This is a genomic window from Burkholderia sp. 28_3, from assembly GCF_003253915.1.
GTDB lineage: Bacteria > Pseudomonadota > Gammaproteobacteria > Burkholderiales > Burkholderiaceae > Burkholderia > Burkholderia cenocepacia.
Window position 1 is genome coordinate 177,771 of sequence record NZ_QKZF01000003.1, and the last position, 14,512, is coordinate 192,282.

General features: G+C 70.1%; 13 protein-coding genes. 10 read left to right on the forward strand and 3 right to left on the reverse strand.

Annotation, left to right across the window (positions count from 1 at the left end; genetic code table 11):
* Positions 1-2: 2 nt before the first annotated feature.
* The 6 genes from cobN to DFS13_RS08825 all read left to right on the forward strand — a co-directional run bounded on the left by cobN (position 3) and on the right by DFS13_RS08825 (position 7,108).
* Complete coding sequence (gene cobN, locus DFS13_RS08800) at positions 3-3,812, forward strand: cobaltochelatase subunit CobN (protein ID WP_111441642.1); 3,810 nt, start codon at positions 3-5, stop codon at positions 3,810-3,812.
* On the forward strand, positions 3,809-4,906 hold the full coding sequence (locus DFS13_RS08805) for an ATP-binding protein (protein WP_111441643.1): 1,098 nt from the start codon (positions 3,809-3,811) through the stop codon (positions 4,904-4,906). Before cobN ends, DFS13_RS08805 begins: the two co-directional genes overlap by 4 nt.
* A gap of 68 nt (positions 4,907-4,974) precedes the next feature.
* The gene (locus tag DFS13_RS08810; RefSeq protein WP_111441644.1) at positions 4,975-5,583 is read left to right on the forward strand and encodes a VWA domain-containing protein; all 609 of its coding nucleotides are present in this window, start codon (positions 4,975-4,977) and stop codon (positions 5,581-5,583) included.
* A 62-nt stretch (positions 5,584-5,645) separates the two neighbouring features.
* Complete coding sequence (locus tag DFS13_RS08815) at positions 5,646-6,098, forward strand: YaiI/YqxD family protein (protein ID WP_006492939.1); 453 nt, start codon at positions 5,646-5,648, stop codon at positions 6,096-6,098.
* Between the two features lie 25 nt (positions 6,099-6,123).
* Positions 6,124-6,756: a DUF1993 family protein gene (locus tag DFS13_RS08820; protein WP_020979853.1), complete on the forward strand. Its 633-nt coding sequence runs from the start codon at positions 6,124-6,126 to the stop codon at positions 6,754-6,756.
* A 25-nt stretch (positions 6,757-6,781) separates the two neighbouring features.
* Positions 6,782-7,108 carry a low molecular weight protein tyrosine phosphatase family protein gene (locus DFS13_RS08825; protein WP_006496440.1) on the forward strand — a complete coding sequence of 109 codons (327 nt, stop codon included), beginning with the start codon at positions 6,782-6,784 and terminating at the stop codon, positions 7,106-7,108.
* 33 nt (positions 7,109-7,141) lie between these two features.
* Here DFS13_RS08825 and DFS13_RS08830 read toward each other — a convergent pair whose 3' ends face one another.
* Both DFS13_RS08830 and DFS13_RS08835 read right to left on the reverse strand, forming a co-directional pair.
* On the reverse strand, positions 7,142-7,564 hold the full coding sequence (locus tag DFS13_RS08830; RefSeq protein ID WP_034178420.1) for an NUDIX hydrolase: 423 nt from the start codon (positions 7,562-7,564) through the stop codon (positions 7,142-7,144).
* Between the two features lie 152 nt (positions 7,565-7,716).
* Positions 7,717-7,977 carry a hypothetical protein gene (locus DFS13_RS08835; protein WP_111441645.1) on the reverse strand — a complete coding sequence of 87 codons (261 nt, stop codon included), beginning with the start codon at positions 7,975-7,977 and terminating at the stop codon, positions 7,717-7,719.
* Positions 7,978-8,256: 279 nt separating this feature from the next.
* Here DFS13_RS08835 and DFS13_RS08840 point away from each other — a divergent pair, with 279 nt between their 5' ends.
* The 4 genes from DFS13_RS08840 to DFS13_RS08855 all read left to right on the forward strand — a co-directional run bounded on the left by DFS13_RS08840 (position 8,257) and on the right by DFS13_RS08855 (position 12,853).
* The gene (locus tag DFS13_RS08840) at positions 8,257-9,417 is read left to right on the forward strand and encodes a CaiB/BaiF CoA-transferase family protein (protein ID WP_111441646.1); all 1,161 of its coding nucleotides are present in this window, start codon (positions 8,257-8,259) and stop codon (positions 9,415-9,417) included.
* A gap of 126 nt (positions 9,418-9,543) precedes the next feature.
* Positions 9,544-10,845, forward strand: coding sequence for a CitMHS family transporter (locus DFS13_RS08845; protein WP_111441647.1), 1,302 nt, complete (start codon positions 9,544-9,546; stop codon positions 10,843-10,845).
* A 37-nt stretch (positions 10,846-10,882) separates the two neighbouring features.
* Positions 10,883-12,049: an acyl-CoA dehydrogenase family protein gene (locus DFS13_RS08850; protein ID WP_006482987.1), complete on the forward strand. Its 1,167-nt coding sequence runs from the start codon at positions 10,883-10,885 to the stop codon at positions 12,047-12,049.
* Positions 12,050-12,109: 60 nt separating this feature from the next.
* Positions 12,110-12,853 (forward strand): IclR family transcriptional regulator, encoded by a 744-nt coding sequence (locus DFS13_RS08855; RefSeq protein ID WP_006496436.1) that lies wholly within the window; start codon positions 12,110-12,112, stop codon positions 12,851-12,853.
* A 102-nt stretch (positions 12,854-12,955) separates the two neighbouring features.
* On the opposite strand, the gene DFS13_RS08860 is transcribed toward DFS13_RS08855, so the two are convergent.
* Positions 12,956-14,311 (reverse strand): chitinase, encoded by a 1,356-nt coding sequence (locus DFS13_RS08860; RefSeq protein ID WP_111441648.1) that lies wholly within the window; start codon positions 14,309-14,311, stop codon positions 12,956-12,958.
* Positions 14,312-14,512: the final 201 nt, after the last annotated feature.

Genomic DNA, 14,512 nt, shown 5'->3' on the forward strand with positions numbered 1-14,512 from the left:
CGATGCATCTGCTGCGTACCACGCCGGGCGGCTTCGTCGACGATACGCAGGGCGTCGTCCGGATCGACCAGCAGCCGGCCGACATCGTGATCCTGAGTTCGGCCGACACGACGCTGTCGCTGCTCGCGAGCGTCGTGCCGCACTTGCCCGAAGGGTTCCCGAGCGTGCGGCTCGCGAACGTCACGTTCCTGCGCCAGCCGGCGTCGGTCGATTTCTACGTCGACGACGTGCTGCGGCACGCGAAGACGGTCGTGATCGATCATCTCGGTGGCGAAGCGTACTGGCCGTACGGGATCGAGCAGGCCGTGTCGCTCGCGTCGAAGCGCGGGCAGCAGCTTGCGATGTTCTCGGGCGACCTGCAGGAGGACCCGAACCTCGTCGCGAAGAGCACGGTCAGGCCCGAGCTGTGCCGGCTGTGGTGGCGCTATCTGCGCGAAGGCGGCGTGCACAACGCCGACGCGCTGTTGCGCAGCATCGCGTTTCACACGTTCGGCTTCGGCGACGAACCCGAACCGCCGCGGCCGCTGCCCGCCGCCGCGCTGTATCACCCGGCGCGCGACCGCGCGAGCGTCGACGACTGGCGATCGCGCTGGACGCCCGGCGCGCCGGTCGTCGCGATCCTGTTCTATCGCGCGCACTGGCAGGCCGCCAACACGGCGGTGTTCGACGCGCTGGCCGACGCACTGATCGACCACGGGCTGAATCCGCTGCCGATCGCGGTGACGTCGCTGAAGGACGCGGTGAGCCGCGAGGTCATCACGCAGCTCTGCGACACGCACGGCGTCGCGCTCGTGCTGAATACCACCGCGTTCGCGGCCGGCGCGATCGACAGCCCCGAGCCCGACGTGCTGGCCGGCGACGCGCCGGTGCTGCAGGTGATCCTGTCCGGCGGCAATCGCGACGCGTGGGTGGCCGACAACCAGGGCCTGCACGCACGCGACATCGCGATGCACATCGCGCTGCCCGAAGTCGACGGGCGCATCGTCACGCGCGCGGTGAGCTTCAAGGGGCTCGCGTATCGCTGCCCGCATACCGAGGTCGACGTCGTGCGCTACCAGCCGGATGCGGAACGGATCGCGTTCGTCGCGGCGCTCGCGCGCGGCTGGTGCCGGCTGCGCACGCTCGATAACGCCGACAAGCGCATCGCGCTGATCCTCGCGAACTATCCGCAAAGCGAAGGGCGGATCGGCAACGGCGTCGGGCTCGATACGCCGGCCTCCGCGCTGCGCGTGCTCGCGGCGCTGCGCGACGCGGGCTACACGGTGGCCGACCTGCCGCCCGACGGCGACGCGCTGATCGCGCAACTCACCGAAGGCGTGACCAACGATCCCGCCGTGCGCACGCTGCGTCCCGCGTTTCAGAGTTACGCGCTGGCCGACTACGTCGCGCGTTTCGCGCGGCTGCCGGCCACCGTGCGGGATGCGCTAAACGCACGCTGGGGGCCGCCTGAAGCCGATCCGACGCTGAGGCAGCAGCGCTTCACGATCGCCGGCTGGCGCGCGGGCAACGTGTTCGTCGGCATCCAGCCGTCGCGCTCGCGCGGCGAGAACGACTACGCGAGCTACCACGATGCGGATCTCGTGCCGCCGCATGCGTATCTCGCGTTCTATTTCTGGCTGCGCGATGCGTATCAGGTCGACGCGGTCATCCATCTCGGCAAGCACGGCAATCTCGAATGGCTGCCGGGCAAGAGCGTCGCGCTGTCCGACGCGTGCTGGCCCGACCTGACGCTCGGGCCGCTGCCGCACCTGTATCCGTTCATCGTCAACGATCCGGGCGAGGGCAGCCAGGCGAAGCGCCGTGCGCAGGCGGTGATCGTCGATCACCTGATGCCGCCGCTCACGCGCGCGGAAAACTACGGGCCGCTGCAGGATCTCGAACGGCAGGTCGACGAATACTACGAAGCGCTGATGGTCGATGCGCGGCGCGCGAAGCTGTTGCGCAAGACGATCCTCGCGACGATCGCCGAGCATCGCCTGCACGACGAACTGAGCGTGTCGCCGCCGCGCGATGCGGGCGACGAGGATGCGCTGCTCACGCGGGTCGACGCGTGGCTGTGCGAGTTGAAGGAAGCGCAGATTCGCGACGGGCTGCACGTGTTCGGCGCGTCGCCGGTCGCGCGCCAGCGGCGCGACACGCTGCTCGCGCTCGCACGCTTTCCGGTCGGCGACGGCAAGGGCGAACGCGCCGGGCTGATCGGCGCACTCGCGCGCGATCTCGCGCTCGGCGACGCTTTCGATCCGCTCGCGGCCGACTGGGCCGCGCCGTGGACCGGGCCGCGGCCGGCCGTCCTGCAAACGCTCGACGCGTCGCCGTGGCGGCATGCGGGCGATACGCGCGAGCGGCTCGAACGGCTTGCGCAGCATTGGCTCGACGCCGTGTGCGGAGCCGCGTCCGACGAACCCGGTATCGACATGCCGCCGCCCGGCGCATGGCGGCATACGCTCGCGGTGCTCGAACGCGTGCGCACGATGCTGCTGCCCGCCCTCGACGCGTGCGGCGGCGAGGAAATGCGTCAGCTGCTGCGCGGGCTCGACGGCCGCTTCGTGCCGCCGGGGCCGAGCGGTTCACCGTCGCGTGGCCGTCCCGACGTGCTGCCCACCGGCCGCAACTTCTACTCGGTCGATACGCGCGCGGTGCCGACGCAGGCCGCGTGGTCGCTCGGGTTGAAATCCGCGCAGCAGCTGATCGAGCGTCATCTGCAGGATCACGGCGACTATCCGCGCGCGATCGGGCTGTCGGTGTGGGGGACGGCGACGATGCGCACCGGCGGCGACGACATCGCGCAGGCGTTCGCGCTGATCGGCGTGCGCCCGAAATGGGCGCACGGCAGCCATCGCGTGACCGACTTCGAGATCCTGCCGATCGAGATCTTCGACCGGCCGCGCATCGACGTGACGCTGCGCGTGTCGGGCTTCTTCCGCGACGCGTTCCCGAACCTGATGCACCTGTTCGACGCGGCCGTGCAGGCCGTTGCCGCGCTCGACGAACCCGAAGCGTTGAACCCGATTCGCGCACGCATCGAGCGCGAACGCGGGAAGTGGATCGCGCAGGGCGTGGCGCCCGACGAAGCGCGCCGGCGCGCCGGCTGGCGCGTGTTCGGCGCGCGGCCGGGCAGCTACGGCGCGGGCCTGCAGGACCTGATCGACCAGCGCCGCTGGCAGACCGACGCCGATCTCGCGGACGCCTATCGTCAATGGGGCGGCCATGCGTACGCGCAAAACAGCGCGGGCGACGCCGCGGCCGACGTGTTCGGCGAGCGGCTGGCGACGATCGACGTCGTCGTGCAGAACCAGGACAGCCGCGAGCACGACATCCTCGATTCGAACGACTACTACCAGTTCCAGGGCGGGATGACGGCGGCCGTGCGGCACCTGTCCGGGCAGCAGCCGAGTATCTACCACGGCGACCATGCGAACCCGGTCGCGCCGAAGATGCGCACGCTGCGCGAGGAAATCGCCCGCGTGATCCGCTCGCGCGTCGTCAACCCGAAATGGCTCGACGGCGTGAAGCGTCACGGCTACAAGGGCGCGGCCGAACTCGCGGCGACCGTCGACTACCTGTACGGCTATGACGCGACCGCGCGCGTGCTGTCCGATCACCAGTACGCGCTCGTCGCCGACGCGTACCTGTTCGACGACGCCACCCGCGCGTTCCTCGAACGGCACAACCCGAAGGCGCTGCACGGCATCTGCGAACGCTTCGTCGAAGCGATGCAGCGCGGGCTGTGGCAGCAGCCGGGCCCCTATCGCGAGCGGATCGAAGCGGTCTGGCTCGCCAGCGAACAACGCCAGGAAGGAGGACGGCGATGACCGATCCGACGACGCCCCGCGCCCGCGCGGTTTTTCCGTTTGCGGCGCTCGTCGCGCAGGACGCGTTGCAGCAGGCGCTGCTGCTGGCCGCGATCGACCCGTCGCTCGGCGGCGTGCTCGTCAGCGGCCCGCGTGGCACCGCGAAATCGACGGCCGCGCGCGGCCTCGCCGAGTTGCTGCCGGAAGGGCAGTTCGTCACGCTGCCGCTGTCGGCGAGCGACGAGCAGGTGACGGGCACGCTCGATCTCGCGCATGCGCTGGCCGAAAACGGCGTGCGCTTCCGGCCCGGCCTGCTGGCGCGCGCGCATCTCGGCGTGCTGTACGTCGACGAAGTGAACCTGCTCGCCGACGGGCTCGTCGATACGCTGCTCGACGTCGCCGCGAGCGGCGTGAACATCGTCGAGCGCGATGGCGTGTCGCACGCGCACGATGCGCGTTTCGTGCTGGTCGGCACGATGAATCCCGAGGAGGGCGAGCTGCGCCCGCAGTTGCTCGACCGCTTCGGGCTGATGGTCGAGCTCGAGAACTGCTTCGACGCCGCCCAGCGCGAGCGGATCGTGAAGGCGCGGCTTGCGTTCGATCTCGATCCGGATGCGTTTCGCGCGCGTCATGCGGCGGCCCAGCGGGCGCTCGCGGACCGGATTCATGCGGCGCGCGGGCGGCTGCCGGCGCTGGATTTCGACGATGCGGTCCATACGCGCGTCAGCACGCTGTGCATCGACGCCGCCGTCGACGGGTTGCGGGCCGATCTCGTGATGCTGCGCGCCGCGCGCGCGCTGGCCGCACTGGAACAGGCCGACGCGGTGACGGTGTCGCATGTGGCGCGCGTGGCCGAAGCCGTGCTGCGGCACCGGCGCCATGCGGGGCCGCCGTCGTCGCAGCAGTCGTCGCGCCCATCGTCGCAGCACGATGACGAACGCGACGATCGTTCGCCGCCGAACCCGCGCCAGCGGCCCGACGACCGGCCGGGCGAGACCGGCGACACGAAAGGCGATGCGTCCGCATCGCAGGGCGACTGGGGCTACCTGCCGCCCGAACCGGCCGGGCTGCGCGACGTGAAAAGCGTGGTGCCGCTGCCGCTAAAAAAACGCTGAGCCATCGAGCCGGCGCCGCCGCGAACGCGATTCGCGGTCCTCGATGGCAGTCAGGCGCAGCCGCACGCGTGCCGGGCACGGTGCGCGCCGGCACGGCCGTCGCGTGGCCGGCGACGCTCGCCGCGAAACGCGGCGGCCCGCTGCATCGCGAGCATCTGCGGTTCGGGAAACGCGCGGGCACGCCGCGTGCGCTGCATTGCTTCGTGCTCGACTGTTCGGCGTCGATGTTGTCGCACGAGCGGCTCGCGCTCGCGAAGGGGCTGATCGTCGCGTATTTCGATCAGGCCGCGCGGGCGCGGGTCGAAACCGCGGTGATCTGCTTCGGCGGTCAAGGCGCCGCGCGGCGCTTCGGCCCGGCCGTGCCGCGCTGGTGGAACGCGCGCTGGCTCGAGCCGGTCGACGGCGGCGGCGGCACGCCGCTCGCGGACGGCATCGCGGCCGCCGCACGCTTGCTGGCCAGCGCTGCGCGCCGCGAGCCCGGCAAGCAGCGCTGGCTGTGGGTGCTGTCCGACGGGCGCACGCGCGAGATGCCGGCCAGGCCGGCGGCGGCCGATCACGTCGTGTTCGTCGACTTCGACGACGCGGCCGTGCGGATCGGGCAGGGCGCGCGGCTCGCCGCGGCGTGGGGCGCGCAGTGGGTGACGGCCGACGCGCTTGGCACGGATCGCGCCGGCTGATGGCCGGCACGGCGGTGCGCTATGATCGCCGCTTCTGCTTTTGCCCACTGGAAACCCCCGCCATGCAAGTACTGGTCGATGCCGACGCGTGTCCCGCCGTCATCAAGGACATGCTGTTCCGCGCCGCGCGTCGTGCCGAGATCTGCGTGACGCTGGTCGCGAACCAGTTTCTACGCACGCCGCCGTCGCCGTTCATCAAGGCCGTGCAGGTGCCGGCCGGCTTCGACGTGGCCGACGCGCGCATCGTCGAGCTGGCGGAGCCCGGCGATCTCGTGATCACCGCCGACATCCCGCTGGCCGCCGCCGTGCTCGACAAGGGCGCGCATGCGCTCGACCCGCGCGGTAACTGGTTCAGCCGCGAAAACATCGAGGAGCGCCTGTCGACGCGCGCGATGATGGACCAGTTGCGCAGCGCCGGCATCGACACGGGCGGGCCGGCGCCGTTCAGCGCGCGCGACGGCAAGACGTTCGCGTCGCAGCTCGACCGGTTCCTGGCGCGGCACGGCAAGCCGTAACGGCACACGTCGGCGCCTGGCCAGGATGCAGGTTCGCGCCGACGCTGCTATCGTGGGGCGAGAACCCCAACACAGGAGCGCATGCGTGTCACCCACCCAACTTCTCGTTCCGACCTACACCCAGATGCTGCGCGCGCAGTCCGCGTGGCTCGACAAGGCCGTCGCACACCGGCAGGCCGCCGGCGACGACCCCGACGCGGCGATGACGCTGAGGCTGGCGCCCGACATGTATCCGCTCGCCGCCCAGGTGCGCTTCTCGTGTTTCCAGGCGATGGAGCCGGTTCACCGGCTGCGCGGCGAACCGCTGCCGGCGGCGTTGCTGGCCTTGCGCGAGGCGGGCTGGAATGCGGATGCGCAACCCGGTTCGCCGGCCGATGCGCAGGCGATCATCGCCGGCACGCTCGCCTTTCTCGGCGAACTCGCCCCCGATGCGCTCGATGGCGGCGCAGCGCTGCCGATCGCGCTCGAACTGCCGAACGGGATCGCGTTCGACATGACGGGCGAACAGTACGCGCGCGACTGGGCGCTGCCGCAGTTCTACTTCCACGCGATCGCCGCGTACGCGATCCTGCGCCATCACGGTGTCGAGCTCGGCAAGGCCGATTACGTGCCGCACATGCTCGCGTACGTGCGGCCGGGCACGATTCCGCAAGGTTGAGCCCCCTCGGGCGCCGCGCAGCGACATGACACGGGCACTGTTCATCTGCAGCCGCAACCGGCTGCGCAGCCCGACGGCCGAAGCGGTGTTCGCCGCGTGGCCCGGCATCGACACCGACTCCGCGGGCCTCGCGCCCGATGCGGACGTGCGGCTCTCGGCCGAGCAACTCGATTGGGCGGACATCGTGTTCGTGATGGAGCGTGCGCACAAGGCGCGACTGTCGGCGCAATTCGGCGCGCATCTGAAGCACCGGAAGATCGTCTGCCTCGACATTCCCGATCGCTACGCGTTCATGCAGCCCGAACTCGTCGCGCTGCTCGAACGCAAGGCCGGCCCGTTCCTGCGCGCGTAGTCGCCGCAATCGGAGCCCGAGCCGGCGTCGACCTCAGCGAAGCGGCCCGCTCGCGAACGCCGAAAAACAGTCGAGCCGCAGCAGCTCGATGATCTTGCGCGTCGGCACGCTCGCCCGCAGCGTGTCGAGCCGGTCGATGGTGAACCACTTGCAGCGGGCGATCTCGTTGCTCGCCCGCGGCGTCAGGTGTGCCGGCACGTCGGCCACGAACACGTGATGCAGCTTCGTCAGCCCGCCGAACTGCACCGCGTAGTCGAGCGCGAGCCCCTCCAGCCGCGTCTCCTCCGCGAGTTCCCGCCGCGCGGCCTCGAGCGGCGTCTCGCCGCGCCGGATCGTGCCGCCGGGCAGCGACCAGCGCGCCGCGGTGCGGGCGACCAGCAGCACGCTGCTGCGCTGGCGGCACACGATCGTGGCGCGTTCCTTGATGACGGCGACGGTATCCGGCCCGATGCTCATGTTCGGCAAAACAGGTACTGAATCGTGGAGAAAAAGGCGCGTCGGCCGCGCGAGGGTCGGCGGCCGGCTGCCACGGCATGCACGCCGCCGCGCCGATGTTACCGGCCGTTCGTGACAGTTGCGTGCACCGCGGTCGCGCCACGGGCGACGGCTCACGCGTGCGTATGGATCCCGCTGCGCGCAGGCTTCGCGTGGCGCGAATGACGGCGCTTGTGAACGGCACGCCGGTGATGCGGCGACGGCGCAGTGACGTGCCGGCGTGCGGGCGCGGGCCGAGACACCGGCGCGGCAGCATGCGGCGCCGCGCCCGATACCCCGGTTTGTCCCTCGCCGAAGTGGAAAGTCTGGTTTTGCGCGTGCGCGATGCCCAGCGTCGATGCGAGCAGGAAGGCCGCCAGCCACAACCGTTTCATGAATATTCCGCCTCGTTACTGATGGGGGTGAACGTTGCCCGCCAGCTTAGCGAACGGCGGGGCGCCCCCGCAACCGCCCGCGTTCGGTGTCGTCCCCCCTTGCGCGCGACGACGTTCTCCGCGCGGCAGCCGGGTCCCATCCGGGCTTGACAATATAATTCTTGAGTGTGAATATAAATTCACATACAAGAATTATTCGCCGAACCCGGAGAAGCCCCGCGCCAGTGCCGGGCCGCCGGAACCGGCCGTCCGATCAACCGGAAACCAGGAGCGAGACGCATGGCGGAACACGAGCAGCAGGGCGCGCTGGCGGGATTGCGCATCATCGATCTGTCGCGGGTGCTGGGCGGCCCGTATGCGACCCAGATCCTCGCCGATCACGGCGCGGAGGTGATCAAGATCGAACCGCCGTCCGGCGACGAGACGCGCACGTGGGGCCCGCCGTTCGACGGCGACACCGCGTCGTACTTCCTCGGCGTGAACCGCAACAAGCTCGGCATCGCGCTCGACCTGACGCAGCCGGCGGATCGCGAGCGGCTGCTCGGGCTGCTCGAACACGCGGACGCGGTCGTCGAGAACTTCAAGATCGGCACGATGGAGCGCTGGGGGCTCGGCTTCGACGCGCTGCATGCGCGGTTTCCGCGCCTCGTCTATTGCCGCGTGTCGGGTTTCGGCGCGGACGGCCCGCTCGGCGGGCTGCCGGGCTACGACGCGGCCGTGCAGGCGCTCGCGGGGCTGATGAGCGTCAATGGCGAAGCCGGCGGCGCGCCGCTGCGAGTGGGCGTGCCGATCGTCGATCTCGTCACGGGGCTGAACGCGGCACTCGGCGTGCTGATGGCGCTGCGCGAACGCGACGCCAGCGGCCGCGGCCAGTTCGTCGAGTCGACGCTGTTCGACTGCGCGCTGTCGATCCTGCATCCGCATACGCCGAACTTCTTTCATTCGGGCAAGGCGCCCGTGCGCACCGGCAACGCGCATCCGAACATCACGCCGTACGACAGCTTCCCGACGGCGGGCGTCGACATCTTCCTCGCGGTCGGCAACAACGGACAGTTCGCCGCGCTGTGCGACGTGCTCGGCACGCGCGACTGGCTCGACGATCCGCGTTTCGCGGATAACCGCGCGCGCAGCCAGCATCGCACCGCACTGCGCACGCTGCTCGAAACGGCGCTGGCCGCGCACGACGGCGCCGCGCTCGCCGAACGACTGATGCGCCGCGGCGTGCCGTGCGCGCCCGTGCTCGGGCTCGACGCGGCGCTCGACCATCCGCATGTCGCGCATCGGCAGATGAAGGTCGAGCTGGGCCGGCATCGCGGCATCGCGTCGCCGATCAAGCTCGGCCGCACGCCGGCCACGTACCGGCGGCCGCCGCCCGCACTGAACGAACATGCGGCGCAGGTGTTCGCGGACGGCGACGATCACGACCACCGCCGGCGCTGACCGGCATCGCGGCCGCCGGCCGTGCCGCATCGCGGGGCACGGGCGCGCGCCGCACACCATCATTCGGACATCACGCCGGCCCGCGCATCGGCACGCCCTGCGCACCGGCTGCAGAGGAGACGCATCATGCTCGCATGGATCGGCGCGGTCGCCATCGTCGCGCTGTTCGGCCTGATCATCACGAAGCGGTTGTCGCCGCTCGTCGCGCTGATCGTCGTGCCGGTGGCCGCGTCGCTCGTGGCCGGTTTCGGGCTGCAGACCGGCAAGTTCGTCGTGCACGGCGTACAGAACATCGGCCCGATCGCCGGGATGTTCGTTTTTGCGATTCTATTTTTCGGAATCCTCACCGACGCGGGGATGCTCGACCCGATCATCGCCGGCGTGCTGCGCGTGATCGGCTGCCATCCGCCGCGCATCGTGATGGGCTCGGCGCTGCTCGCGCTGCTGATCCATCTCGACGGCTCGGGCGCCGTCACGTTTCTCGTCACGCTGCCCGCGATGATGCCGCTCTATACGCGGCTCGGAATGGATCGACGCATTCTCGCGTGCGTCGCGTCGATGGCGGCCGGCGTCAACTTCCTGCCGTGGGTCGGGCCGATGCTGCGCGCGTCGGCCGCGCTGCACATTCCCGGCTCGGCGATCTTCACGCCGATGATTCCGGTGCAGATCGTCGGGCTCGCGTTCGTGTTCGGCACCGCGTACGTGCTCGGCGCGCGCGAGGCGAAACGGCTCGGGCTCGACCGCGCCGGCGCGGCTTCGCTCGCGATCGCGCCGCGCGAGCTGACCGACGCCGAACGCGCGTTGCGTCGGCCGGGCCGCTTCGGGATCAACGTCGCGCTGACGCTCGTCGTGCTCGTCACGCTGGTGTCGGGCATCGTCGACCCGATGGTGATGTTCATGCTCGGCACGGTCGCCGCGCTCGTGATCAATTACCCGGACGTGCAGGCGCAGCGCGAACGGATCGACGCGCATGCGAAGGCCGCGCTGATGATGGCGAGCGTGCTGCTCGCGGCCGGCGCGTTCACCGGCATCATGTCCGGCACCGGGATGCTGAAGGCGATGGCCGAGGTCGTCGTCGCGCACGTGCCCGTCGAGCATGCGCGCCACATGCCGTTCGTGCTCGGGCTGCTGTCGATGCCGCTCAGCCTGCTGTTCGATCCCGATTCGTTCTACTTCGGCGTGCTGCCGGTGCTCGCGGAAAGCGGCAAGCTGCTCGGCGTGCCGCCGATCCAGATGGCGCAGGCCGCGCTGCTCGGCCAGATGACCACCGGCTTTCCGGTGAGCCCGCTCACGCCCGCGACGTTCCTGATCGTCGGGCTGACCGGCGTCGAGCTCGCCGAGCACCAGAAATTCACGATTCCGTTCCTGTTCGCCGCCACCGTGCTGATGGTCTTCGCCGCGGTCGCGACGGGCGTGTTTCCATTGTGAGCGGCGCGGCCGTTCACGCTTCCCGGGAGAGCAGTCCATGCAGTTCGACCTGACCGACGACCAGCGCGCGATCGAAAGCGCGATCGAGAAAATCTGCGAGCGCTTCGGCGACGACTACTGGCTCGAACGCGATCGCGCGGGCGGATTTCCGGCCGATTTCCACGCGGCGCTCGCCGAGGCCGGCTGGCTCGGCATCGCAATGGACCCGGCCTACGGCGGCGCCGGGCTCGGGATGACCGAGGCGGCGCTGATGATGCGCACGATCAGCGCGTCGGGCGCCGGCCTGTCCGGCGCGTCGGCCGTTCACATGAACATCTTCGGGCTGAACCCGGTGCAGGTGTTCGGCAACGACGCGCAGAAGACGCGCTTCCTGCCGCCGCTGATCGCCGGGCACGACAAGGCGTGCTTCGCGGTGACCGAACCCGACGCCGGGCTCGACACCACGCACCTGAGCACGCAGGCGCGCCGCGACGGCGATCACTACGTGCTGAGCGGGCGCAAGATCTGGATCTCGACCGCGCAGGTCGCGAACAAGATGCTGATCATCGCGCGCACGACGCCGCTCGACCAGGTCGCGAAGCCGACCGACGGGCTGAGCCTGTTCTATACCGACCTCGACCGTTCGCGCGTCGAAGTGCGCGAGATCGAGAAGATGGGCCGCAAGGCGGTCGATTCGAACATGCTGTTCATCGACAACCTGCGCGTGTCGCGCGACGACCTGATCGGCAACGAAGGCGACGGCTTTCGCTATCTGCTGCACGGGCTGAACCCGGAACGCATCCTGATCGCCGCGGAGGCGATCGGGCTCGGGCAGGCCGCGCTGCGCCGCGCGACGCAGTATGCGTGCGAGCGCGTGGTGTTCGGTCGGCCGATCGGGCAGAACCAGTCGATCCAGCATCCGCTCGCGCAGGCGTGGATGCAGCTCGAGGCCGCGTGGCTGATGGTGATGAAGGCCGCGACGCGCTACGACGCGGGCCAGGCGTGCGGCGCGGAGGCGAACGCGGCGAAATACCTCGGCGCGGAAGCCGCGTTCCAGGCCTGCCAGACGGCAATCGCGACGCACGGCGGGATGGGGTACGCGAAGGAATACCATGTCGAGCGCTACCTGCGCGAGTGTATGATTCCGAGGCTCGCGCCCGTGAGTCCGCAACTGATCCTGTGCTACATCGCGGAGAAGGTGCTCGGGCTGCCGAAGTCGTACTGACCGTAGCGACCCGGCGGCCCGCCCGGCGCGCGGTTTCCCGTTCCGAATCAAGCGCTCGTCATGGACGTCAAACTCGTTGCCCGCACGCTCGACCTGTTCGAGCTGTTCGCCGCCGAACGGCGGCCGCTGCCGCTCACCGAACTCGCGCGCCTGCTCAACGTGCCGGCGTCGAGCTGCCTCGCGATGGCGCGCACGCTCGTGAGCCGCGGCTACCTGTACGAAGTGCGCAAGCGCGGTGGCTACTATCCGACGCGGCGCCTGCAGACGATCGCCGCGGCGATCGACGCGCCCGATCCGGTCGTCGACATCGTGCATCCGCACCTCGTCGCACTGCGCGACGCGAGCCGCGAAACCGCCGTGCTCGGCAAGATCCAGGGCGCGTCGGTCACGTATCTCGACGTCGTCGAATCGGAGCAGGCGATCCGCTATACGCGCCAGCCGGGCGAGCTGCGGCCGCTGCACGCGAACTCGATCGGCAAGGCGATCTTCGCGGAACTCGCGGGCGACGCGCAGCAGGCGCTCGGCGGGCAACTGCCGTTCGAGCGCTTCACCGACGCGACGGTGGCCGACCTGCCGGCGCTCGTCGCGCAGACCGCGCGGTTTCGCGAACTCGGCTGGGCCGAGAACTTCGGCGAGAGCGCGCCCGAACTGTCGGCGATCGCGGTGGCGCTGATGCTCGACGGCGACTGGTACGGGCTGTCGGTCGTCGGGCCGACCGAGCGGATTCGCCAGCATCGCGACACGCATGCGGCGCTGCTCGTCGACGCGAAGGCGCGGCTGCTGGCCGAGCACGCGCGCGGGTAGGGCCGCGGCGTGCGACGGCGCAGGCAGCGGGCCGTCGCCGGCGTTCGGTGCTGACACGCCGGAAACGGCCCGCCGCGCGTCACGCGCGAGCGCGTCGCAGCGTCACGACTTCACCCACACGCCGCCCGCGCTCGGGTTGTCGCCCTGCGTCCACCATTTCGCGCAATACTTCGCGCCCTGGTACGTCACGCACGTGCCGCCCTGGTAGGCGGTCGTCGCCGACCACGCGGGCGTGCCGCCGCCGACCGGCTTCCACACGGCCGCCTGGCCGGGCACGTCGCCCTGCGTCCACCACTGCGCCTGATACGTCGTGCCCTGGTAGGTGACCGTCGCGCCGGCCGTATAGACCTGGCCGGCCGCCCACGGTGCGCCCGGCTGCGGCGTGCCGCCGTCCGAACCGCCGCCGTAGTTCGGGTCCTGCGTGACGCCCGCGCCCCACTTGCCGTCGAGCTTCTTGAAGATCGTCGCGAACGCGTACGGTTGCTGTGCGACGCCCGAGCAGGTCGGCGACGCATACGTGCCGCCGGACGGGCACGCCTGATCGCGGCCGACCGACCAGTTGCCGAAGAAGCCGCAGCCGTTCGCGATTGCCGCGTTCAGCACGGTCTGCGCATTCGCGAGCGTGAACGTTTCGCCTTGCACGTCGTTCACGCCGATCATCGGCGTCACGCCGACCATCTGCCACAGCTGCGCATTGGTCTTCGGCTGCCCGGCCGACTTGAACGCCGTGTCGAGCTGCGAGTAGAGCGCCTGCGCGGCGCTGATCGCGGCGGCGCCCATATCGAGGTTCGCGGGGCCGTAATCCATCGCCATCACGTTGACCGCATCGAACGTGGCCTTGTTCGCGATGGCCGCGTTGACGACGTTCACGCCGTCCTGCGTGAGCCCGGTCGGCATCGTCGGCAGCGTCAGCGTCACGTGCAGCGGCTTGCCCTTCGCCGCGTAGTCGGCCTGCAGCTGCGCGACCGCCTGGAAGTTGCGCGCGACCGCAGCCGTGTCCTGCTGCGACGCGCCCTCGATGTCGAAGTCGATGTGCGTGAGGCCGTACGTGTCGATCACCGTCTGGTACGCGCTCTTCAGCGCGGGGACCGTCGAGCATGCCTGCATCAGCGGCGTGCCGTTCGCGCCGCCGAACGACACGGCGACTTCGCCGCCTTTCGCGCGATAGCTCGCGATCGACGTGGACAGCGCGGTCAGCAGGCCGCCGCTCGCGCCGTTGCCGATCGGCTGGACACCGCCCCACGACGGCACGCAGCCGTTGCCCGCGACCACGAATGCGAGCGTGAACTGCTGGATGCCCTGGCGCACGCCGATCTGGTCGACCAGCGGTGTCGGATAGAGCGTCACGTCGACATAGGGTGCATAGACGCCGGCACCGTGCGACACGCTCGCCATCGCGAGCAGACAACCCGCGGCAAACGCACGCGGAACGAAACGCGGCAACACATTGTTGTTCATTCTGTGTTCTCCAAGTGGAAGAGGGATACGCTGGCCTGCGTATCGCCGCCGGCGGGACAGGCACGTGTCCCGTCGGCGGCGTGCCTATCTTGGAGGATTCGTGTCGAATAGGGAATTTAGGTGTTCTTCTTTTTGTTATTCGATTCCCGATACGTAACGATCTTGCCGATTCGGTCGCGTTGCGAAACGCGGAGCGGGCAC